Source organism: Pedobacter sp. N36a, from assembly GCF_014472395.1.
GTDB lineage: Bacteria > Bacteroidota > Bacteroidia > Sphingobacteriales > Sphingobacteriaceae > Pedobacter.
In genome coordinates, this window is sequence record NZ_JACSZW010000009.1 from 144,604 (window position 1) to 167,536 (window position 22,933).

General features: G+C 40.4%; 16 protein-coding genes. 10 read left to right on the forward strand and 6 right to left on the reverse strand.

Features of this window, described 5'->3' with window-relative positions:
* Positions 1-70 precede the first annotated feature (70 nt).
* The gene (locus H9X96_RS17680; RefSeq protein ID WP_187667569.1) at positions 71-1,552 is read right to left on the reverse strand and encodes a glycine--tRNA ligase; all 1,482 of its coding nucleotides are present in this window, start codon (positions 1,550-1,552) and stop codon (positions 71-73) included.
* Positions 1,553-1,612: 60 nt separating this feature from the next.
* Between H9X96_RS17680 and H9X96_RS17685 the strand changes: the two genes are divergently transcribed.
* The 10 genes from H9X96_RS17685 to H9X96_RS17730 all read left to right on the forward strand — a co-directional run bounded on the left by H9X96_RS17685 (position 1,613) and on the right by H9X96_RS17730 (position 15,635).
* Entirely contained in the window at positions 1,613-2,533 is a 921-nt protein-coding gene (locus H9X96_RS17685) for a glycerophosphodiester phosphodiesterase family protein (protein ID WP_187667570.1), read from the forward strand.
* A 1-nt stretch (position 2,534) separates the two neighbouring features.
* Positions 2,535-3,242, forward strand: coding sequence for an ATP-binding cassette domain-containing protein (locus tag H9X96_RS17690; protein WP_187667571.1), 708 nt, complete (start codon positions 2,535-2,537; stop codon positions 3,240-3,242).
* A gap of 91 nt (positions 3,243-3,333) precedes the next feature.
* Positions 3,334-3,861 (forward strand): outer membrane beta-barrel protein, encoded by a 528-nt coding sequence (locus H9X96_RS17695; RefSeq protein WP_187667572.1) that lies wholly within the window; start codon positions 3,334-3,336, stop codon positions 3,859-3,861.
* A 772-nt stretch (positions 3,862-4,633) separates the two neighbouring features.
* The gene (locus H9X96_RS17700; RefSeq protein WP_187667573.1) at positions 4,634-5,824 is read left to right on the forward strand and encodes an ROK family protein; all 1,191 of its coding nucleotides are present in this window, start codon (positions 4,634-4,636) and stop codon (positions 5,822-5,824) included.
* Between the two features lie 68 nt (positions 5,825-5,892).
* Complete coding sequence (locus H9X96_RS17705) at positions 5,893-9,315, forward strand: SusC/RagA family TonB-linked outer membrane protein (protein ID WP_187667574.1); 3,423 nt, start codon at positions 5,893-5,895, stop codon at positions 9,313-9,315.
* Between the two features lie 18 nt (positions 9,316-9,333).
* On the forward strand, positions 9,334-11,142 hold the full coding sequence (locus tag H9X96_RS17710) for a SusD/RagB family nutrient-binding outer membrane lipoprotein (protein WP_187667575.1): 1,809 nt from the start codon (positions 9,334-9,336) through the stop codon (positions 11,140-11,142).
* A gap of 100 nt (positions 11,143-11,242) precedes the next feature.
* Positions 11,243-11,971, forward strand: a complete 729-nt coding sequence (gldF, locus tag H9X96_RS17715; protein WP_187667576.1) for a gliding motility-associated ABC transporter permease subunit GldF — start codon at positions 11,243-11,245, stop codon at positions 11,969-11,971.
* The gene (gene gldG, locus H9X96_RS17720; protein ID WP_187667577.1) at positions 11,965-13,641 is read left to right on the forward strand and encodes a gliding motility-associated ABC transporter substrate-binding protein GldG; all 1,677 of its coding nucleotides are present in this window, start codon (positions 11,965-11,967) and stop codon (positions 13,639-13,641) included. The genes gldF and gldG overlap by 7 nt, the downstream gene beginning before the upstream one ends.
* Positions 13,642-13,675: 34 nt before the next feature.
* A complete protein-coding gene (dnaN, locus tag H9X96_RS17725) occupies positions 13,676-14,800 on the forward strand; it encodes a DNA polymerase III subunit beta (protein WP_182961418.1) in 1,125 nt (374 codons plus the stop codon).
* Positions 14,801-14,975: 175 nt separating this feature from the next.
* Positions 14,976-15,635 (forward strand): VTT domain-containing protein, encoded by a 660-nt coding sequence (locus H9X96_RS17730; protein WP_187667578.1) that lies wholly within the window; start codon positions 14,976-14,978, stop codon positions 15,633-15,635.
* Here the strand turns inward: H9X96_RS17730 and H9X96_RS17735 are convergent.
* The 5 genes from H9X96_RS17735 to H9X96_RS17755 are packed head-to-tail and all read right to left on the reverse strand — an operon-like array spanning position 15,632 to position 22,908.
* Positions 15,632-16,585, reverse strand: a complete 954-nt coding sequence (locus H9X96_RS17735; RefSeq protein WP_187667628.1) for a zinc dependent phospholipase C family protein — start codon at positions 16,583-16,585, stop codon at positions 15,632-15,634. The two genes, H9X96_RS17730 and H9X96_RS17735, sit on opposite strands and share 4 nt — an antisense overlap.
* A gap of 35 nt (positions 16,586-16,620) precedes the next feature.
* The gene (gene hscA, locus H9X96_RS17740; protein WP_187667579.1) at positions 16,621-18,480 is read right to left on the reverse strand and encodes a Fe-S protein assembly chaperone HscA; all 1,860 of its coding nucleotides are present in this window, start codon (positions 18,478-18,480) and stop codon (positions 16,621-16,623) included.
* Between the two features lie 39 nt (positions 18,481-18,519).
* Entirely contained in the window at positions 18,520-19,611 is a 1,092-nt protein-coding gene (locus H9X96_RS17745) for a DUF3810 domain-containing protein (RefSeq protein ID WP_255431155.1), read from the reverse strand.
* Between the two features lie 28 nt (positions 19,612-19,639).
* On the reverse strand, positions 19,640-20,977 hold the full coding sequence (locus tag H9X96_RS17750) for a dihydroorotase (protein WP_187667581.1): 1,338 nt from the start codon (positions 20,975-20,977) through the stop codon (positions 19,640-19,642).
* Positions 20,978-21,003: 26 nt separating this feature from the next.
* Complete coding sequence (locus tag H9X96_RS17755) at positions 21,004-22,908, reverse strand: M1 family metallopeptidase (protein WP_187667582.1); 1,905 nt, start codon at positions 22,906-22,908, stop codon at positions 21,004-21,006.
* Positions 22,909-22,933: the final 25 nt, after the last annotated feature.

The window sequence follows — 22,933 nt, forward strand, 5'->3', positions numbered from 1 at the left end:
AGTGCCAATAAAAGCAAAAAAAAGCCCTGCAATCTTATGACTGCAGGGCTTTGTATCTATATAGGAGACCTTATCTTAAAAGGTTTTTCCAGCTTACTCTGCTAGAGATCAACTCTTCCAGGTCTTTAATGTCAATTCTTTGCTGTTCCATCGAATCACGGTGACGGATAGTTACGGTATTGTCTTCTAAAGTCTGGTGATCCACAGTTAAGCAGAAAGGCGTACCAATCGCGTCTTGCCTGCGGTAACGTTTACCAATCGCATCTTTTTCTTCATAAATACAGTTGAAATCAAGTTTCAGGCTGTTCATGATTTCTCTTGCTTTTTCTGGTAAGCCATCTTTCTTCGTTAATGGGAAGATCGCTACTTTAACCGGTGCTAAACAAGGGTGTAAGCGTAATAAAGTTCTGCTGTCTTGTTTTTCTTCTGTACTCAGATCCTGCTCTTCAAAAGCATTGATCATCGTTAATAAGAACATACGGTCTAAACCGATAGAAGTTTCGATCACGTAAGGAACATAATTTCCGTAAGGTTTACCTTCTTCGTTTAATTCGGCGTCGAAATATTGCATTTTCTTGCCAGAGAAAGTCTGGTGCTGCGTTAAATCGAAATCTGTACGGCTATGGATACCTTCTACTTCCTTAAATCCGAATGGGAATTCAAACTCAATATCTGTAGCGGCATTTGCGTAGTGTGCTAATTTCACATGGTCATGGAAGCGGTATTTTTCTGCTGGTGTACCTAAAGCCTGGTGCCATTTCAGACGAGCTTCTTTCCAGTAAGCGAACCATTTTGCATCTTCACCCGGACGTACAAAGAATTGCATCTCCATTTGTTCGAATTCACGCATTCTCATGATGAACTGACGCGCAATTACTTCATTTCTGAATGCTTTTCCAATTTGTGCAATACCGAAAGGAATTTTCATTCTTCCAGATTTCTGCACGTTCAGGAAGTTCACAAAGATACCTTGTGCAGTTTCCGGACGTAGGTATACTTCATCAGAACCTTCTGCCATTGCACCGAACTGAGTGCTGAACATCAGGTTAAACTGACGTACATCCGTCCAGTTTTTTGTGCCGCTCACCGGACAAGCAATTTCATGCTCTTCGATCAATAGTTTTAAGCGTGGAAGATCATCTGCAGTTAATGCATCATCCATATCAGCCTGCAATTTTGCAGCTTTATCAGTTTTACCGTCTTTTTCGTAACGGGCAATTTTATCTTCTAACAACTGGTCTGCGCGGTAGCGTTTTTTCGAGTCTTTGTTGTCGATCATTGGATCGTTAAAGCCATCTACGTGTCCGCTGGCTTTCCATACTTTCGGGTGCATAAAGATTGCAGAATCAATTCCTACAATGTTCTCATGCATCTGAACCATGGATTTCCACCAATAAGTTTTAATGTTATTCTTTAATTCCGAGCCTAATTGTCCGTAGTCATATACCGCACTTAGTCCGTCATAAATCTCGCTGCTTTGAAATACAAAACCGTATTCCTTGGCATGTGATATTACATTTTTAAATTGTTCGTCGTTAGTGTTCTTTGCCATAATGATGCAAATATAGAAGATTAACAAATATATATAGAACCTAAATTCCTACTTTTGGCCATGAAACAATTTAATCTGCTTCTGGTAGGCTTCTTAATGCTTGCCGTATCTTGCACAGGACAAACGAAAAACTATATTTCTTTTAGCAATGGCGAAGAATTAAGGTCTTTTTTAAATAGAAAAACACCGGGTTATCCACTCATCTCTGCACATAGAGGAGGACCAATGAAAGATTTCCCTGAAAATTGTATCGCTACTTTTGAGAATGCAACAAAATATCAGCCGGTAGTGATTGAGTTTGATGTGGCTTTAAGTAAAGATTCTGTATTGGTGATCATGCATGATGATCGTCTGGACAGAACCAGTACAGGTACCGGTATGATCGGCGATTATACTTACGCGGAATTGCAAAACCTGCGGTTAAAAGATGATTACGGAACGGTAACTCCTTATAAAATTCCTACTTTAAATGAAGTCCTGACCTGGGGAAAGGGAAAGGTGTTGTTTACGATAGATATTAAAAAAGGAGTGCCTTTTGCAAAGATCATCAATGAGGTACGCAAAACGAAATCAGAAACAAATTCCATCGTGATTACCTATAATGACAACCAGGCGGTAGAAGTACATCGTTTAGCACCAGACCTGATGATTTCTGCTTCCGTAAAATACGATACAGATTTAGAAAGGTTAAATGGGAAAGGTGTGCCAAATAACAGGATTGTCGCTTTTGTAGGCACTTCGCTTCCGGAGCAGAAAGTTTTTCAGGGTTTACATAAAAAGGGGATCACCTGTATCATGGGCACAATGGGCAACTTAGACAAACGATCACTGGCCAGACCAAATGGTAAATATTACTATCAGTACCTGGAAAGTGGCGCCGATATGATTTCTACGGACAATCTGGAATTGGCAGGAAAAGAATTCGATCAATATAGAAAAGATAAAAAGATTCGTTCTTCACACATTAAAAAGGTAAAATAAATTGAGCATTCAGGTGAGTTCACTCCGCAAACATTTCGGTCAGCAGAAAGCTGTAGATGGCATTAGTTTTAACGCTATGCCGGGTAGGATTTTAGGATTCTTAGGCCCGAATGGTGCTGGGAAATCGACCACGATGCGAATGCTGACGAGTTACCTGAGCCCTACTTCCGGTACCGCCAGCCTATGTGGCTTTGATGTCCGGACACAGTCGATTGAAGTCAGAAAGATTATGGGCTACCTTCCGGAAAATACACCTTTATATACCGATATGTACGTACAGGAGTTTTTATTATTTGTTGCGGAGACTTATCAATTGAAAGAACCGAAACAGCGCGTAAAAGAAACCATTGAAAAGGTGGGACTCGCTGCGGAACAGCATAAGAAGATTTCGATGCTTTCTAAAGGGTACAAGCAAAGGGTTGGTCTGGCACAGGCGATCATTCATGATCCGCAGGTGCTGATCTTAGATGAACCTACTTCAGGATTGGATCCTAATCAATTAACAGAGATTCGGGAACTGATCAAGCAGCTAGGCAAAAATAAAACAGTGATCATTTCTACGCACATTATGCAGGAGGTCGAAGCCCTCTGTGATGAGGTCATTATCATTGATAAAGGCCGGATTGTAGCCAATGCCTCAATTGATGAACTCAAAAAAGAACACCAACTGACTTCTTTAGAGGATATTTTCAGGAAATTGACCTTGTAGTGAAGATTTTTTTATCTTTTTAACGCCATTGGCCAAGTTTTTGTATTTGTGTATTGATTTTATATCAATAATAAGAATTAAACTTAAACACATGAAAAAATTATTTTTACTAACAGCGATCGCAGGTATTTTTGCATTTTCAAATGCACAGGCTCAGAAAGATCCTGCTATGAATGGACCTAAATTAGGTATAGGTGCAGAATTCGCTTTTCCAATGGGAAACTTTGGTGACCTTTATAAAATGGGATATGGTGGTTCATTATTATACCAACACCCTGTAGCTCCAAATTTAAATCTAACAGCGAATGCAGGTTACCTAAGCTTTAAAGCTAAAGATATTTTTGGTGGTGGTACTTCAGGAGTTATTCCAGTTAAAGTTGGTGCTAGATATTTTGTAGCTGAAAACTTTTACCTGAATGGTGAAATCGGTGCTGCATTCTCAACTGAGGATGGCGGTGGAACAAAATTCGCCTATTCTCCAGGAGCTGGACTTGAATTTCCAGTAGCTGATAAAGCTTCTATTGATTTAGGTGTAAGATATGAAGGATGGTCTAAAGGTGATGGATTGGTTACTCCTTCTTTCATTGGCGTAAGAGCAGCATTTAACTTCGGCTTGTAAGCGATACTGATTTTATACTGTGCCAGTTGAGCACATTTGCAAAGCCTTCCTGTTTACAGGAGGGCTTTGTGCTTTTTTATGTATTCTTTATCGATGCCAATTTCTCTTCAAATCAGAAGTGATCTCTTTATGTTGTAGTATTGCTTCTTTCAGATGCTACATAATTCACGAGCAGGCTCTGGTCAATGATCTCTTTGATGAGGCAAATTGTCTGTGTCTCCAAACACCCAAAGGACAAATATTCGACTCCTTTTTTGGCTAAAAAAACGATTGATTTTTATAAATTTTTGAAAATATTATGTCCGACCTAATCGGTTTTGGGAAGAATTCGATTTTTTAGCACTCTTTTTTAGGCCAAACTCCTCTTGTTTTTGGTCATTTTCAGTCGCAAAAAATCCAATTCTTAGGAAAAAATAAAATTATTTTAAACTTTTCTTGTTTGATTTCATGTGGTGTAGAAGTAACACTAACTACTTAGTAATAAGTAAGTTTGCTGCGGTACACTTGTTTTGTCAATTTAAAGTGAAAAGATAATATTTTCTAAGAGCCAATTACTTCGAGCTAAGTCATTTCTAAATGAGTTAATTTTTTAAACTAACGTGATTTTTTTGCAAATCTATCTTTTGCCTCCTTCCAGAAGGGTTTTAAAAAATTCAATGGCTGGCATACTTATCTATTTTATTCATAACGGCTGTTTACTTATTAAAAAAATATAAAAGTATTGGATTCTTAATTTAACTTTCTATATGTTTATCTAAACCAAACGCCAAATATGTCTGCAACAATAAAAAAGAGTGCGCAACTAAGGAGAGAAATACTTAGGCACTTGTATTCAGGCTTCTCACTTTCTTTGAATGAGCTCAGTAAACTGACTCAGAAGAGCCTACCTATTGTGACTGCCGTAGTGAATGAACTCATCACTGATGAATTTGTCATCAGCGATGGCCTTGCACCTTCCAGCGGCGGAAGAAGACCATCCATGTTTCTACTGAATCCCAAAAAAGAACGCTACATAGTTTCTGTTGCTGTAGATCAGATGGTTTCTCGTATGGTGATCTATAATTTAACCCACCAAATTCAACTGCCGCTTCAGGTGATTGAGATAGATACTTACAACGATGAGAAGGCCTTGCAGAAATTAATTGCTTTTGTCCAGCTTAACCTGGAGAAATCTGCCATTCATCAGGATCATATAGTGGGAATCGGCATTGGTATGCCTGGTTTCGTCAATATTGAAGAAGGGATCAATTACACCATATTTCCAGTTAGCGAAGGGGATAACCTGAGAGATTACCTGAGCGAAAAATTAAACCTTCCCGTTTTCATCGACAATGATTCCAGTTTAATTGCCATGGCAGAGTTGAAGTTTGGAAAAGCCAAAGGAAAGCAAGATGTGATGGTGATCAATATGGGCTGGGGTACCGGATTGGGAATGATTATAGATGGAAAAATTTTCAGAGGTCATAGCGGATTCGCAGGTGAATTTAGCCACATTCCACTATCTGGCAGCAACCAATTGTGTTCCTGTGGGAAACGTGGCTGTCTGGAAGTTGAAACGTCCTTACTGGTCATGGCAAAGAAAGCCAAAGCCCAGGTAGAATCAGGAGTAGAATCCAGTATGAAGCGCTTATTCCTGGATGCTTCTAAACAGGATGGAGACCATTTTCTGGAAGCTGCACGTTCCGGTGATCCATTGGCAGTTTCCATCTTATCCGATGCCTCTTTCCACCTCGGAAAAGGTGTAGCCACCTTAATCCACATCATGAACCCCGAGAAAATTGTATTGAGCGGAAGGGGAGCAATTGCAGGAAAGATGTTTATGCCTTCTATTCAACAAGCTATTAATGAATTCTGTATTCCCAGGATTGCAGAATGTACCCATATAGAAGTTTCTGAGATCGCTAATGATGCGGAATTACTCGGTGCAGCAAATATGGTGATGGAACGAACCGAATTTTTATAGCCGTAAAAATACTTTAAAAGAGAACCATCCTTTACCAAGCCTTAAACCCAATTCTAAACTAAAAAACTATGACTAAACTACTACTAAAGATGACATGGCTCAGCTGTGTCATGCTATTCTGGGGCATCGGAGTCTTTGCCCAGACCGGTCGTACCGTAACTGGTACTGTTAAGGACGAGTCAGGCACACCCATGCCTGCAGTAAGCGTCCGGGTAAAAGAAACAAAAAAATCCACCAGCACCAATTCTGAAGGAAAATACACCATTGAAGCAGTTGCTGGAAATACACTGGAATTCAGATACCTTGGCTACACCAGTAAAGAAGTAAAGGTAGGCGCTGATCTAGTGGCCAATGCAAGTTTAATACCTAGCAATAACGACCTAAAAGAAGTGACTGTAGAAGGTGCACTTGGAGTGAAAAAGATCGATAGAAACCTGGGTTATTCGGTAACCAAGATCAAAGGTGATGACATCACACGTACCAATACGGTGAACCCGATTACAGGTTTACAAGGTAAGGTTGCCGGTGTAAACATCAATGTGGTAGGAACTGCAGGGGTGCAAACCTCTCCTTACATCCAGATCAGGGGCGCTAAAGTTTTGGGTAGCTCAGACAGACAGGCGAACAATCAGCCGATCTTTGTAGTTGATGGTCAGGTGATCACCAATAACATTGTTGGCGGTGATGCTGCTGATGGAGGTTCTCAGCTTAAAAACCTGAACCCGGATGATTACGAGTCGATCACCATTCTAAAAGGTGCTGCAGCAACTACATTATACGGTTCCAGAGGTTTAAATGGAGCAGTAGTGATCAATACCAAAAGAGGGAAAAGCGGCCAGGGATTAGGCATTGAGGTGAGTAGTACTTATCAGGTGACTGACGTTTATAAAAGCTTCATGGATCTTCAGAATGACTATGGTATGGGTAGTTACTTAAGCAGAGAGGGAGCTTTCAGACCAGACGGTACGCAAAGTTTAACCACTGGTAACTGGGGTCCGAAATTCGACGGTAGATTAGTGCCCGCCATTTACAATCCATCAAAAAAGGTGGCATATGAAGCACAGCCTGACAACTGGAAAACCTTTTACCGCAATGGAAATTATATCAATAACAACGTTGCCTTAGGTGGAAGTACAGAAAAATTCAATTACCGTGTTTCTTATTCAAATACCAGCAATAAAGGGACACTTCCAAACAATGGACTGAAAAGAGATGCGATAGACCTTAAAGTTGGTGGAGAAATCAATAAGATCTTCTCTTCTGAAATGGGATTAAGCTATGCAAATACAGTAACTAAAAACTATTATAACCAAAGTAGATATTCTACTTATGGCGATAATGCATTGGCATTTAGTACCTATTACTTACCAAGGAATCTTGATTTTGCAGATTGGTATGCAGGTTACAGAAATCCTGCAAACAATGAAATCTATACCTATAGCAGACCTGGTGGTAATTTTGATGCTGTTGTCAATACTTTTTCAAGAATCGACAAAAAGAACTATACCAATAATGAAAATTCCTTACTGGGTTATCTTCAATTGAAAGCTCAGGTAAATCCATGGTTAGATTTTAGTGCCAGAGGTAACTTTAATTATCAGAAAAACTTTGCAGAAAATAAGGATTATGGTAATGAAAAAGATAACAAAGGAGGATATTATAGTGCAGGCGGTGGTTATTCCACAGACTACACTTTATTGTTCATGGGACATGCCAATAAAGACATCAACGAAGACCTGAATGTTGATTTTAGATTGATCAATGAGATTTATGGAAATAAATTGGGAGAGACTTACAGTGCAGCTACCAGTGGTGGTTTAGCGGTGCCTAATAACTTTTTCCTGGCCAACTCCATCAACCCAGTAGAAGGTGGTCCAGGTAATACCACAACCAGAAAATATGAACTTGCATTGCCTTCTTCTCTAACCATTGGTTTGGCTGGAGTAGTGAATTTCTCTTATAAAAAATACCTAAATTTAGAACTTTCCGGACGTAATGACTGGATTTCAACCTTAACTTATCCAGTCATTGTTCCGGGTAAAAATAACAACTCCATATTTTATCCTTCAGCAAACGTATCTTATATCTTCTCTGATCATTTTAAAGATAAAATGCCTTCTTGGTTGTCATTTGGAAAGGTTAGAGCTTCCATTGCTTATGTAGGTAGTGCAGGTATTGCCAGACCGTTTGATACGGGTGCTGGATACGCGCCAGGTACTATCGTAGATATTAATGGAAATACGGTGCCCATCGCAACGCAAATCAATGGCGATACTAAACCAAACTATGACCTCAAACCACAAAAACAACGCGAAATTGAATTTGGTACCACCCTTTCATTCTTAAAAAACAGAGTTGATCTTGATGTGGCCTGGTATAGAGGAAATACTTACAATCAACTCCTGAAATTGGATGGTGTTTATGAAACCGGTTACCCGAAATCTTTCTTTAATGCTGGAAATATTCAAAATCAAGGTTTTGAAGCAACAATTGGCGGATCTCCAATCAGGTCGAAAGACTGGGGCCTGGATCTATCCCTTAACCTTGCGCATAACAGAAGTAAAATCATCGAATTTGGTAAAGGAATCAAAGCATGGAACATTACAGGAGATTATGAGGGTGGACAAGTTTGGGCTTATGAAGGCGGTGATTTTGGCGTGCTTGAAATGCGTGCCAATACTACCGTGAAAATCGATCCGTCAACAGGTTTCCCTTTTATTATAAATGCGCCTAGATTGGCAAATGCAGATCCAAATGTGAAATATAATGTAGCAAATTATAACCTGGTTGATAATACAGATGCTGACCTGCCAAATGGAAGGTTACCAATCGGTAGAGTAGAGCCAAGCTTAACTGGTGGTTTCTCGGTAAACTTAAGGTATAAGAATTTTAGCTTGTTTACACAAATAGATGCTCGTTTTGGAGGTTATGTGTACTCAGAAACTTACGCGTACTCTATGGGTAATGGTGTGCCATTGGCTTCTTTAAAATATCGTGACCAGGCACATGGTGGTGTTGCCCGTATAGATTCTTATACCGGACAAACTGTGTATGATGGTGCAATTCCTGATGCTGTTTTTGCGGCAGGACAAATGAGTTTGATTGATCCAACTAAATCAATCGCGGGAATGACCTTCAGAGATGCTTACGATCAAGGACTGGTAGAGCCATGGAAAGCTTCCGTTTATTATGCTTACACTAAAGGATGGCAGAATGCATTGAATAATTCAGATGCCATCTCTAAAATGTCATGGATCATGATGCGTGAGGTAACCTTAGGTTACCAGATTCCATACCAGATCCTGGATAGAGTGAAAATCAAAGGTGCTCGCATCAATTTTACAGCTAGAAATCTGGGTTACTTGTACAATAGTTTAGTGGGTGGTCAGAATCCTGAATCTTTACAGAGTAATGATCCTTTTAGTCCATGGATTACTGGTGGTGTTCCTTTTACCAGGAATTATGCAGTTTCCTTAAACGTGAAGTTCTAATCCTTAAAATTTAAACAAATGAAAAAGAAACAACTATATATATTGGGCCTGATTGTCTTCGCATCGCTTGGACAATCTTGTAAAAAACACATGATTGAGCTCAATACAAGACCTGATACGCTGGAAGATGTGGATCCAAAGTTCTTGTTCACCTCTACGGTTCAGGACATCAATTACAATGGAAGAGATAGAATCATTAACAGATATACGATTATGTCTTATATGCAGTATATTGTTAGAGACGGTGCTGATGTTGATCTTTCTGGATTGTACTGGGCTTCTGGAGCTACAAAAGGTGGAACTCCGCCAGTAGCCTCTTATTACGAAGATTATTATAAAGTAGTAGGTGTAGGGCTCAATAGATTATTGGCCAAAATTGAAGTGATGCCGGAAGATCAGAAGATCAGATATGAAAATCTGAAAGCTTTGAGTCAGATTACAGATGTTTATCAGGCATGGAGAGCTGTAGATTTATTTGGTGCAATGCCTTACGATCAGGCTTTTCAGGATCTAAAATATCCAAACCCTATTTATGAATATGACTATGACCTGTACAAAAAATTCGACGCCAAATTAAAAACAGCAGCTACAGCGATTAAGAATATTCCGGGCAACCAGGTAGATATGGCCCTTAATGATTTGTTCTATAACGGCGATATGACCAAATGGTTAAAATTTGCAAATACTTTGCGTATTAAGATCGCGCAGCGTTATGAAAAAAGAGATCCTGCAAATCTTGAGGGAGTGCTTTTGGACATACAAACAAATTTCAATGGACAGCTGATTGGTACTTACGAGGAATCTTTCGGGATCAACCATACTAAAGACTGGAACAATAACGTCGATGACCTAAACCAGATTAAGACTTCTTATAATGCCGCTTATCCTTTTGTAGAGTTCCTGAAATCAACAAGAGATCCAAGATTGGCAGTTTTGGTCCGTGAAAATCAATTGGGAACGAATAATCCAGCTTATAACAGCTTAGTGGCAATTGCCACCCCAGCTACTTTGGCACAATTGGCCACTCCTGAATATCAGCAGCGTTATTATGGGAAACATACCTTCCCTGCGTCACAGTCGGCAGCTTATGGGCCAACAGGTGCAGGTCGTTTCCAAACATTTGCAACTACTAGTAATTCTGTTAATTTAACATACCAGTCGCTGATTCAAGGTCGCTATTTCGTGAAAAATAGTGGTTTTAAGGTGGATGTTCCAGATCCACTATTGAATACTAATGATAAATTGGTTGCCGGTGGTTTACTGAAATACAAATCGTTATTTATCAGCTATGCAGAAACGTGCTTTATGATGGCCGAGATTGCCGCGAAAAAAGGAGCTGCAGTTTTAGGGAAAGATGCTGCAACCTGGTATAACGCTGGTGTTACCGCGTCATTTGATCAATACAAAAGAGTAGGAACTGACATCAGTGTACCTTACGCTACCACCCTTGATATGGGAGATTATCTAACGCGTTTCCCTTACCGTGGTTTAGAAAGCATTTATTCGCAAGCTTGGGTGCATTACCTGGCACAACCAGAAGAAGCCTGGGCGATGTGGAAAAGAACAGGATATCCTCAGTCTAAAGATTTCAGACCCGGACAGCCAACTACTCCCGGAAATATTGGAGATGGTACTGGTATTGCCTATTTGGAAAACCTTTGGAACGGTAATGAGAATCTAATTAGACCAAGAAGAGGTGTGCTTCCCGGTTCTGATTTGAATAGTGCCAATAAGTTTAAAGCTGCGGCTGATATGAAAGCTAAAGATCCTGCTTATGGCAACGACATCAACGATGCAAAAGGTAGAATATGGTGGGATAAACAATAATTAAAGGTTAGGATTAGTTAATGTTTGGCTGTCTGATTTTATCAGGCAGCCTTTTTTTGTCTCTTAAATTTTCTAACTTCGGCATCGTTAATCCTATTGAATGTACGCGGTATTTAAAAGAGAGTTATTTAGTTTATTGAATTCATTGATGGCCTATATTACCATCGGTGTTTTTTTACTGGCATCCGGCTTATTGCTGTGGTTTTTCCCAGATACGTCTATCTTGGAATATGGGTATGCAGAACTGAATGGTTTTTTCAATCTGGCTCCTTTTTTATTCCTTTTTCTTATACCTGCGATGACCATGCGTTCTTTTGCAGAGGAAAGAAGAGAAGGGACGTACATTTTATTGGCCACCCGTCCGGTAAGCGACTGGCAGATCATTTTTGCCAAATACCTGGCTTGCTTTGTCCTGATCATTTTCGCTTTATTACCTACCGTGATTTATTCGTATACCATTGCTGAATTGGCCTTGCCAAAAGGAAATATAGATACCGGAGCCATCATTGGCTCCTATATCGGCTTATTGTTATTGGGAGCAGCATTTGTATCCATTGGGATTTTCGCCTCCTCGCTGACCAAAAACCAGGTAGTCGCTTTTGCGCTTTCTGTATTTCTATGCTTCTTCGCTTATCGTGGATTTGAGGCGATGAGCCAGATCTTTGGCCTTCGCGCAATTGAAAATATATTGCTTAGTTTGAGCGTGAATGAACATTATCAATCCATGAGCAGGGGTGTACTGGATACGCGGGATCTGGTTTACTTCCTGACTTTTATCATCGCCTTTCTAGGGATGACCAAATTGGTGATCGGAGGTAGGAAATGGTAATTAAGCAGCGTAAAATAGTTAGTATTGCCATTTTTATGATCGTGTTGGTTTTAGTCAATATTCTGGCGCAGTATGCTTATATCCGGATCGATTTTACCAAGGAAAAACGATATACTTTAACGCCGAAATCTAAGGAGATCCTGAAAAATATTAAAAAGCCGATCACCATTACCGTGTTTTTAGATGGCGATTTACCAGCTCCTTTTAAAAGGTTGAGGAATGCCACTAAAGACTTACTGGCAGATTATAAGGCCGCGGCAGGTCAGGAGATTAGGGTGATCTTTAAAGATCCGATTTCTGGATTGTCGATTGCCGATCAGGATACTGTGATCAATCAATTGTACAGTGCAGGCATTGAGCCGACTACCATCAACATTAAAAATGATGCGGGTTTTGCGCAGAAAATAGTCTTTCCTATGGCCATGCTGGAAAGCCCAGATAGGCAGCTTCCAGTAAAGCTGCTGCAGAATTTAGGAGCTACTGGTGGCTATGAGGAGAACATCAACAATTCTATTCAGAATCTTGAATATCTCTTTACTTCCGCAATTCAGCAAGTGCTTTCTTCAGAACATCCCCGGATCGGTTTTACTGAAGGAAACGGAGAATTAACGGATTTAATGTTAAACGATGCGATCACCACGCTTTCAGACCGCTATGAAGTGGGCAGGGTAAACCTGAATACCATTGATGCTGTGGGACTGGACAAATTGAAGACATTGATCATTGCCAAGCCTCAGCTGGAGTTTACGGAAGCAGAAAAATATAAAATCAATTATTTTGTGATGAAAGGCGGTCGGGTGGTCTGGGCCATTGATCAGGTGAGTGCTGACCTGGATAGCCTGAAAGGTTCCGGAGAACAGCTGGCTTTTAACAAGAAACTAAACCTGGACGATATGCTGTTCATGTACGGTTCAAGAATCAATTACAACCTGATTGCTGATGCCAATTGTGCAGAAATTCCATTGAGTATGGGTGGGAATGGTCAGATTGAAATGGCGCCTTGGGTATATTATCCATTGATTCAGCCGGATACTTCCCATAACCTCGTTAAAAATATTGATGTCATCAGGGGAGAGTTTGTCAGCACGATAGATACCATTGGGGTGAAAGGGCTAAAGAAAACGGTGATTTTGCATTCCTCGCCTTTCAATAAAATTTTCAATGCGCCTAAATTACTGTCTTTAAAAATGGTGGCAGAGCAACCGGATCCCCGTGATTATGCGAGCAAGCCACAGGCTTTGGGGGTATTGATTGAAGGAAGTTTTCCTTCGGTGTTTTTAAACCGTTCTGTTCCGGTAGGGATCACCGGAAGCTACCCGCTTCCGGCAGTAAGCAAACCAACCAAAATGATCGTGATCGCTGATGGCGATGTCTTCAAAAATCAAATCAGCAGTAAGGATGGTTCTGCCTTTCCATTGGGCTTCGACCGATACACGCAAAAAAATTACGGAAATAAAGCTTTGCTTCTAAATATCGCAGATTACCTGTCAAATGATGATCATTTAATCGCTTTGAGAAATAAAGAGGTTAAGATCAGGCTGTTGGATAAGGCTAAATTGCGTACTGAAAAACTTCAATGGCAATTGGTCAATATGGCTTTGCCATTATTATTGTTAATATCGTTCGCGATTTTTCAACATTATTACCGCAAGTATAAGTATGCGAGGTAATTTTTATATTTTTGAGAACTGACAAGATCATACTATGAGATTTATTGTATCCACATCAACGTTATTAAAACATTTGCAAACAGTAAATGGTGCGTCAAGCAGCAGTACTGTATTGCCGATATTGGAGAATTTCCTTTTTGAAATTAAAGATGGAAGTTTAACCATCTCTGCCACCGATTTACAAACCAGCATGACCACCTCTTTACCGGTTGAGTCTAAGGAAGGCGGAAAAGTAGCTGTGCCAGCAAAAATACTTTTAGACACTTTAAAAACATTACCAGATCAGCCGATCTCTTTCAATATTGACGACAACACTTTCTCTATTGAAATCAGCGCAGGTGACGGTAAATATAAACTTAGCGGAGAAAATGGGGACGATTTCCCGAAAATTCCGGTAGTTGAAAATGCTTCATCGGTAAACCTTCCTGCTTCCGTATTGACAGAGGCAATTACCAAAACCATTTTTGCAGTAAGCAGCGATGAGTTGCGTCCAGCAATGACAGGTGTATATTGCCAGTTATCTGAGCAGCACATCACTTTTGTAGCTACTGATGCACATAAATTGGTAAGATATAGAAGAATGGACAGCAAAGGCGAAAAAGCTTCTTCTTTCATCCTTCCTAAAAAAGCCCTGACCTTATTAAAAGCCGCATTGCCATCTACAGATGTGAATGTTTCTGTGGATTATAATGCTACTAGTGCTTTCTTTAAATTTGAAAACATCAACCTGGTTTGTCGCCTGATTGATGAGCGTTACCCAGACTATGAAGCGGTAATTCCTGCGAATAACCCTAATAAACTGATCATCGACCGCGCTTTGTTTTTAAACACTTTGCGTAGGGTGGTCATTTTTGCCAACAAAACTACACACCAGGTACGTTTAAAAATCAATGGTTCTGAGCTGAATATCTCTTCTGAGGATTTAGATTTCGCCAATGAAGCACATGAGCGTTTGAGCTGTCAGTATGAAGGTGAAGATCTGGAAATTGGTTTCAATGCCCGTTTCTTAATCGAGATGCTGAGTAACCTAAGCGGCGAAGAAGTGACTTTGGAACTTTCTACACCTAACCGTGCAGGATTGCTGATTCCACACACAAATGACGAAAACGAAGATGTTCTGATGTTGGTGATGCCAGTAATGCTGAACAACTACAACTAGAATTATCTTAAAGTATAATGTGAGGCCTGGTATTTTATCAGGCCTTCTTTTTGCAAAATTCCCAGATGAACCACGGAATTTATTCTGTCACAGCTAACTAATTATTGAATACTAAAATTTAAAATAGGATGTTTATTAACAGGTTATTCTTAATTTTGGGCTTAAACTATACGATTTGGAACTTTTATCACAACTAGTAGATTTTATATTGCATACCGATAAGGCTTTAGTACAGCTGGTAAGCGATTATAAAACATGGACTTACCTTATTTTATTCTTAATTATTTTCGCGGAAACCGGATTTGTAGTCACTCCATTTTTACCTGGTGACTCGATGCTGTTTGCTGTTGGTGCATTGATCGCAAAAGGCGGAACCGGCCTTGACATCTGGATCATGTTCCTGCTGCTCACCATCGCTGCAATTGCAGGTAATAGCTTGAACTACCGATTGGGCAGCTATTTTGGTATTAAGGTGTTTAAAGAAGGGAATAAAATCCTGAAATTGGAATACTATAACAAATCCCATGAGTTTTTTGAAAAACATGGTGGTAAAGCAATTATTTTTAGCCGCTTCCTTCCGATCTTCAGAACCATTGCACCTTTCGTTGCTGGGGTAGCTAAAATGCCTTTCGGCAGATTTACTTATTATAACGTAGTAGGTGGCATTGGCTGGATCTTCAGTTTATTGTTTGCTGGTTTCTTACTTGGACAAATTCCAATCATCAGAGATAATTTCTCTATTGTGATCATTACGATTGCTGTTGTGACCTTCGGTCCGGTAATTTATGCAGCGATTAAAAGCAGAATTAAACCTAAAGATATTATAAAGGACTAATTTGGTTCTCTAATCAAGATCTGCCTATTGGGCGCTGGCGCGGCTTCAAGTTCTTCAACAGGACTGGAAGCCGCGTTTTTTTTAGGCATATTTTTCAAGTCTGGCTGTCCAGCATCAATCCATGCGGAATACCAAAAGCTTCCTGTAGCATGAATTGCCGACCTCATTTGCCGCTCCACCATCTGGTTCATTTCCTGGTGATAAGCCTTGGAATACGATAAAGAGTATTGCCGGATCAGCAATTGCTGGCGCTTAGAAAAACTATATTTCTTCCTGCCTGGCGTGTTTGCGCTCACTTTTGCTTCCATAGCAAGCACGCTATCCAGTAAGCGGTGACTGTTAGTAATGATCTTCCAGGCCGCTTTTAACGCGTCATCAATGTACACCGCTTTTCCGACTCGAAAATTGTATTGATCCGCAAATAATTCTGGCAAGCGACTTTCCCAAAAGGCATGGATGCCATGCTGGTTACTCAGCTGGCCATTGTGGTTTTGAGTGGTATGAAGGGGTACATGGGCATCAGAAACGTAATGTCCGAGGTAGGTGGAATAGATTAATATTTTCATGGAATCCCTTTCTGCAAAAGCTCGGACAAGTTTGAAATAGGATTTTTGGATTTGCCATGGCAAGGTGCCATTAGTATTTAATTGCTTAAGTCCGTATTTTTTCTGCGCTTCCGTCCATTTTCTGGGAATACTGTCTATGTTTTTTTCATAACATTCCACATCTATGAAATGTCTGGTCGCTTCTGCAGTGTCCGCATAGCGACGTTTGTCTGGGTCTACAGCATGATCGCTGAGGTAGTTGATGTTTTCCTTGTAGAAAGCGTTTAAGCCTTTATGGAGTGTGAATACGGCGAGGTAGTTGATTCGCTGGTGCGCATAAAATCCCCAGGAGGAGCAAAGCAGCCAGGTCATAACAAGCAAAACAGGGATCAATACACGATTCATCCCTGTCAAGCTATGTATTTTAACCTATTGCCTGGTTATTCTTCGATGCTTTTTCCTTTCATGGCGGAAGAAACGGCCATATCCATTACTCTTTCTGCAAATGGACGGGTGAACTCATTCAACTCATCCGCTTTTTTCAAAATGGTATCTTTTTCTGCGGTAGCCAATGCGCTTTTCAGCGCTTCAATATGAGTTTTAGTGTCTGCAATTTCAGCGTCCGTTAAGAAGTTGCCATGTTTTTCAATGAAGCGTTCGGCGGTATAAACCAATTGTTCTCCTTCACTTCTTGCTTCAATTAACATGCGCTGCTCCACATCACTTTTGGCATGGGTAATGCTGTCGATCAGCATTTTCTCTACTGTATCATCGGTAAGGCCATAACTTGGGGTGATGTCGATTTCCTGTTTTACACCAGAACGAAGTTCTATTGCTTGAACAGTAAGGATCCCATCTGCATTCAGCATAAAGTTGATGTCTACTTTTGGCAGTCCTGCTGGCATTGCCGGAATCCCTTTCAGGTCGAATTCGGCCAGTTTTCTATTTTCCTTAACCAGGTCACGTTCTCCCTGAAATACAGAGATCTTCATGTTCACTTGTCCGTCAATAGAAGTGGTATATTGTCTACCTGCTTTGGTCGGCACTTTTGCATTTCTAGGAATGATGACGTCCATCAATCCGCCCATGGTTTCAATTCCAAGAGATAATGGCGTTACATCCAGTAAAAGGATATCTGAACGATTTCCAGCAAGGATATCGGCCTGAATAGCCGCACCTAATGCCACTACTTCATCCGGATTAATCTGGTCATGAGGCGTAGAATTGAAGAACTCAGCTACTTTTGCTTTCACATAAGGTGTGCGCGTAGAACCGCCCACAAGGACCACTTCATCTATCTCTGCCACTGTTAAATTAGCATCACTTAAAGCTTGTTTACAAGCATTTAAAGTTTCAGCAACTTTTGCAGAAATCAAGTCTTCAAAAGTCTGTTTGTCTAAAGTGCACCAGATTTCTCCGATTTGCTCATTGAAAAGGTTTTGAGTACTCAATGATTTTTTAGCTTCTTCCGCTTTTAGTCTTAAGGACTGCATCAAACCTTGGTCTGCTGATAATGAAGCTGCATCTAATTCATTTTTCTCTATCCAGTAATGAACGATGGCACGGTCAAAATCGTCACCTCCTAAAAAGGTATTTCCATTCGTAGCCAGTACTTCGAAAATTCCGTTTTGAATAGATAGGATAGACACGTCAAACGTTCCTCCACCAAGATCATAAACGGCAATTGTTTTTTGTTGAGTAGGGTCCAGGCCGATTCCGTAAGCCAGACTGGCTGCGGTTGGCTCGTTCACAATTCTCAGGACGTCAAGTCCTGCTAACCTGCCCGCATCACGGGTTGCCTGGCGCTGACTATCGTTAAAATAAGCAGGAACGGTAATCACCGCACGGTTTACCGGAGTTTTTAACGCGTGTTCTGCTCTTGCTTTTAGTTCCTTCAGAATTTCTGCTGAAAGTTCTATTGGGGTATAAAATTTATCACCAGCTTTAATCTTTACCAAAGAATCGTTTTCGTCATCTATGATTTTGTAAGAAAAAGTATCTTGGTGTGCAGCAACATCTTTGTAAGATCTGCCTAATAATCTTTTAACGGAAAATATAGTATTTGAGGGATCGCTGATTAAAAATTCTTTGGCATCATTACCTACAACTGCATCGCCATTGGCATTAAAATGCACGATTGACGGCACCAAAACACCTTTTCCTGTGTCGTTAATGACCATCGGGTTTTTGTCGGGGTTGATAAAGGCGACCAAACTATTGGTGGTACCAAGGTCAATGCCGACGATGATTTCTTCTTTCTGTAAGGAACCTGTTGCGAGGTTAATGGAGATCTTTGCCATAGTGAGGCAAATTTAGGAATGTTTTGTTCTTTTTTTGTTTTAAGGTTGTAATGTTTTAACCTTCTGAGCTGGAATCAGCTCTTTTTTATGAATATTATATAACCACAATACAATATCCTGGTAGCTGTCCGTTCCTTTCTTCTGATTGTTCAGCTTTAAAAAGCTATCCAGGGCTACATCCATATAACCATACATGTCGCTGTTGTATTTTTTCCAAAATGCCCTTTCTATCTTGAAATCGTTCAAAGTAACAGGATTTATCGATTCATATAAGTGTTGATAATCTTCAGGGGATTTGATTTTGATCTCAAAAAGAATACTTCTGAGCATATTGTAAGCCGCAGAATACTGGAAGTTTTGATCTGTACTGTGGATGGCCACCAGGTAACCGATCAGGTTGGCTTCATCTTCTCTGCCAATGCCCAATTGGTGGGCAATCTCATGACAGGCGACAAAAGGTAAGGAGGTTGTGGGCAGCCTGGTATTTACATTGGCTTCACCCGATACTGGATTGTAATAGCCTTCAATGCCTATTTTGGTGACGACCCAGCTGTTTAGGACCGCTTTAACGGAGGGCGCCCGGTAATTGAAGAAAGCATTGGTTTTCTTCAGGCTATCGTAAGATATTTTTGCCTTGCTTTCCAATTGAGCGAGGTTATATCGTTCTTTTTTTATGTTTTGTAAACCATTTAGCTTGTTTATAAAATATTCGCCCAGCAGTACCAATTCTGCCGTATTGTACTTTTCATTTGAAATACCCAGCTGTTTGCTGATGGTAGGACGGGAATAGTTCAATCCCCATAAGATTTTAAATACCAGGTATAAAATCAGTCCGAAATTAATCAGCTGTAAAGGGATATTGATACAATCTGAAACCTTTAGTTTCTTTTGAAAAACCTTTTTGAAAAAATGAAAAAGACTTCTTAAAATGTATAAAATAAGTAGGAGATAGAGAAAATCGCCAACAGGAAATGGAAATAGGGAGCTGATCCATCGCTGAATCACAGCGCTGACCTGGTACAGGCCATTGGAGTAGTATTTTTCTATAAAATTACTGTTCAGTCCGGCAAGAAATACGATTCCCGACAGACTGATCAGTAGGACAAACTGTTTAACTCTGGGTTTGTCCATTAATCTCATGAGTTGTTATACATTAATTTCAAGACCTGTTGAATGCTAATCTCTTTCCTTTTTCATTGGTCATAAAACTGCCTTTTTGATAAGCTAAATTTCCAGAAACAAAGGTATGTGTGATTTCAGACTGGAATGTTTGTCCTTCAAAAGGCGACCATCCGCATTTGTACCAAAGGTTTGCTCTGGTCACTTTAACCGGATCATTTAGGTTTACCAGTACTAAATCTGCCCAGTAACCTTCTCTTATGAAACCTCTTCTGTCTACCTGAAAACAAGTAGCCACATTATGCGCTGTTTTCTCCGCAATCTGCTCCAGTGTGATTTTCTTTTGATGGTACATTTGTAATAATGCAGACATTGCATGCTGTACCAATGGACCGCCAGAAGGGGCTTGCAGGTAAGGCTGTTCTTTCTCTGCAATGGTATGAGGAGCATGATCTGTCGCAATAATGTCGATATGACCATCTAGTACGCCTTTTAAGATCGCATCTTTATCCTGTTCAGTTTTTACTGCCGGATTCCATTTGATCCAATTGCCTTTAGTGGCATAATCTCTATCATCGAACCAAAGGTGATGGATACACGCTTCGGCAGTAATTTTTTTGTCTTTTAATGCCGTAATGTTGTCAAAAAGCGCCACTTCTCTGGCGGTAGAGATGTGTAGAATGTGTAAACGAGTCTGGTATTTTTTAGCCAGTTCTACGGCCATTGAAGAAGAAATATAGCAAGCTTCTGCGCTTCTGATCAATGGGTGCATGTCTATGGTGATGTTGTCGCCATATTCTGCTTTGTAGCGCGCCATGTTTTCTCTGATGGTCTTTTCATCTTCACAATGTGTGGCCACCAGCATCGGTGCTTCTTTGAAAATATGCTCTAAAACCACCGCATTGTCTACCAGCATATTTCCGGTAGAAGAGCCCATGAATACTTTAATTCCGCAAACGTTTTTAGGGTCTGTTTTCAATACTTCGTCCAGGTTATCATTGGAAGCACCCATGAAAAAAGAATAATTTGCTAAAGAAACATCTGAGGCGATTTGATATTTATCAGCCAGTAACTGCTGACTTAAGGTATTAGGAACGGTATTGGGCATTTCCATGAAGGAAGTGATCCCTCCTGCAACGGCAGCCATACTTTCAGAAAATATATCTGCTTTGTCCGTTAGTCCTGGTTCTCTAAAATGTACCTGATCATCAATCATTCCAGGGAAGAGGTGCAAGCCCTCTGCATTGATTTCTTTTGCGCCTTCCGCAGTGATGTTCGGCGCGATTTTTACGATAAATCCCTCTTTAATGAGTACGTCAGCAACAAATATTTGGCCTTCGTTTACCACTGAGGCCGCTTTTATCAGAATGGTGTTCATGCCTTCAAACTTAAATAAAAAAAATGTTATTTGCCCTTCCAGATGTTGTCTGCAGGGGTTGCATCCATAAAAATGCCGCCATCCACCAGAACTTCTACCACAGCCTGCTTTGCATTCAGTGCAATGACTGCCGATTTTTGATTGGCTTTCCAAACTGCTGAAGTTTGGTGAAATACACCTGTTGATCCATCTTTATACTTCAGTTTTATATCAAATGGAACGGCAAAGCCCCCCATATTATCCAGTTTAATTTGGTAAGTGAGCCCTTTATTGGATACTTGTTTAACGGCAAGGTCAATGTAATTATTGCTAAAAAACCAGTTGTTCCAATACCAGTTTAGATTTTGTCCGGATACATTATTAAAGGTGTAGAAGAAATCCCATGGAATCGGATGTTTGCCATTCCAGCGCTCCATATAAGCATGCAAATACTTTTTAAAGGCTGCATCACCCAGCATGTCTTTTAATGCAAGGTAGGCAAGGGCAGGTTTAACGTAAGCATTATTCCCATAACCTGCACCGGATACTTGTGTAGAAAGTGTGATGACCGGCTGGTCTTCCTCAGCAGAAGGATCATTGATCCATCGGTCCACACGGAATTTTTTGAAGTTTTCATCTGCTTTTTCTTTTCCAAGCTGCGAAGTCGAGATCAGGTATTCTAAAGTGGTGGCCCAGCCTTCATCCATATGGGCATATCTGGTTTCATTAGTCCCCATGTAAAAAGGAAAATAAGTATGTGCCACCTCATGGTTCAATACAAACTGAGAAAATTCCAGATCTGGTGTGGTCGAATCGTTGATCATCATTGGGTATTCCATATCGGCAAAACCCTGCACTGCGGTCATCTTTGAAAAGGGATAAGCTACACCCGGCCAGTTGTTCGAAAACCAAGATAAAGCTTGTTTTGTCCAGTCTACGGCTTTTGGGAAATCGATAGCCTTGGCATCGTAAGCGGCCTGTGCACTAGCTCTTCTTCCTGTTTTTGGGTCTACTACCACGCTTCCGCCATCCCATAAATAATGGTTGCTCAAGGCGAAAGTCACATCCGTAATGTGATCGGCATTAAATACCCAGCTGTTCCAGTCGTTTTGCTGCGTCACCAATCCTTTCGCCATTTCTTCTGCGTTGGCAATAGGGGCAATGGCATCACTGGTATAGGATTTTTTTAATCTTTCCGCAAAGACCGGCTGCAGTACTTCCTGCGGATTTTGTAAATCGCCGGTAGCCCATACCACAAAGTTTTTAGGTGCTTTTACCGTTAAGCGGTAATCGTTAAAATCGTTGTAAAATTCGGCCCTGTCGGTATGGGGAATAAGATCCCAGCCATAATAATCGTCATAAACAGATACTCTGGGAAAAGCATAAGCCACAAAAAAAGTACTATTGTCCAGCTGACCTTCTCTACCGCTTTCTTTAGATAAAGGGTAGGACCAGCTGATGTTCAATTCGGCTGTCTGACCCGGATTCAAAGGTTTTTTTAATTTCAATTCTTCTACAGTTCCCCAATTTTCATTCTTTACTTTATATTCCTGCTGATCAATTTGAAAAGAACTGATGGTTAATCCATCAGATAAAAAGTCTTTATTCACAAAATTTGCTCGTGGAGCTTCCGGTTTATGTAAATTATTGACAAATCTTATCGCAATTTGATTTAAGGTATCGGGACTGTTGTTGGTGTATTTAATGGTTTCTGTTCCATTGACAATTTTACTGGTTGGGTCTACACTGATCACCATATCGTATTTACCCTTATTCTGCCAGTAATTTTTGCCCGGTTTGCCATCCTTCGACCGGCTTCCTTTCTCATAAGCCATCTTTATATTTCTTGGCAGGTATAAATCCTGGGCATAAGCTGTTGTGGTTCCACTGAGCAGTAAGGCAAAGGCAGTAGGGAAAATTGCCTTTAACCATCTGTTTTGTTGTTTTTGCATCTGGTTCATTCGTTATACTTATAAA

Bases quoted from the DNA above. Each gene is read 5' to 3' on its own strand.
- H9X96_RS17680 (WP_187667569.1), bottom strand. From the start codon at position 1,552: ATGGCAAAGAACACTAACGACGAACAATTTAAAAATGTAATATCACAT.
- H9X96_RS17685 (WP_187667570.1), top strand. From the start codon at position 1,613: ATGAAACAATTTAATCTGCTTCTGGTAGGCTTCTTAATGCTTGCCGTA.
- H9X96_RS17695 (WP_187667572.1), top strand. From the start codon at position 3,334: ATGAAAAAATTATTTTTACTAACAGCGATCGCAGGTATTTTTGCATTT.
- H9X96_RS17700 (WP_187667573.1), top strand. From the start codon at position 4,634: ATGTCTGCAACAATAAAAAAGAGTGCGCAACTAAGGAGAGAAATACTT.
- H9X96_RS17705 (WP_187667574.1), top strand. From the start codon at position 5,893: ATGACTAAACTACTACTAAAGATGACATGGCTCAGCTGTGTCATGCTA.
- H9X96_RS17710 (WP_187667575.1), top strand. From the start codon at position 9,334: ATGAAAAAGAAACAACTATATATATTGGGCCTGATTGTCTTCGCATCG.
- gldF (WP_187667576.1), top strand. From the start codon at position 11,243: ATGTACGCGGTATTTAAAAGAGAGTTATTTAGTTTATTGAATTCATTG.
- gldG (WP_187667577.1), top strand. From the start codon at position 11,965: ATGGTAATTAAGCAGCGTAAAATAGTTAGTATTGCCATTTTTATGATC.
- dnaN (WP_182961418.1), top strand. From the start codon at position 13,676: ATGAGATTTATTGTATCCACATCAACGTTATTAAAACATTTGCAAACA.
- H9X96_RS17735 (WP_187667628.1), bottom strand. From the start codon at position 16,585: ATGAATCGTGTATTGATCCCTGTTTTGCTTGTTATGACCTGGCTGCTT.
- hscA (WP_187667579.1), bottom strand. From the start codon at position 18,480: ATGGCAAAGATCTCCATTAACCTCGCAACAGGTTCCTTACAGAAAGAA.
- H9X96_RS17745 (WP_255431155.1), bottom strand. From the start codon at position 19,611: ATGGACAAACCCAGAGTTAAACAGTTTGTCCTACTGATCAGTCTGTCG.
- H9X96_RS17750 (WP_187667581.1), bottom strand. From the start codon at position 20,977: ATGAACACCATTCTGATAAAAGCGGCCTCAGTGGTAAACGAAGGCCAA.
- H9X96_RS17755 (WP_187667582.1), bottom strand. From the start codon at position 22,908: ATGCAAAAACAACAAAACAGATGGTTAAAGGCAATTTTCCCTACTGCC.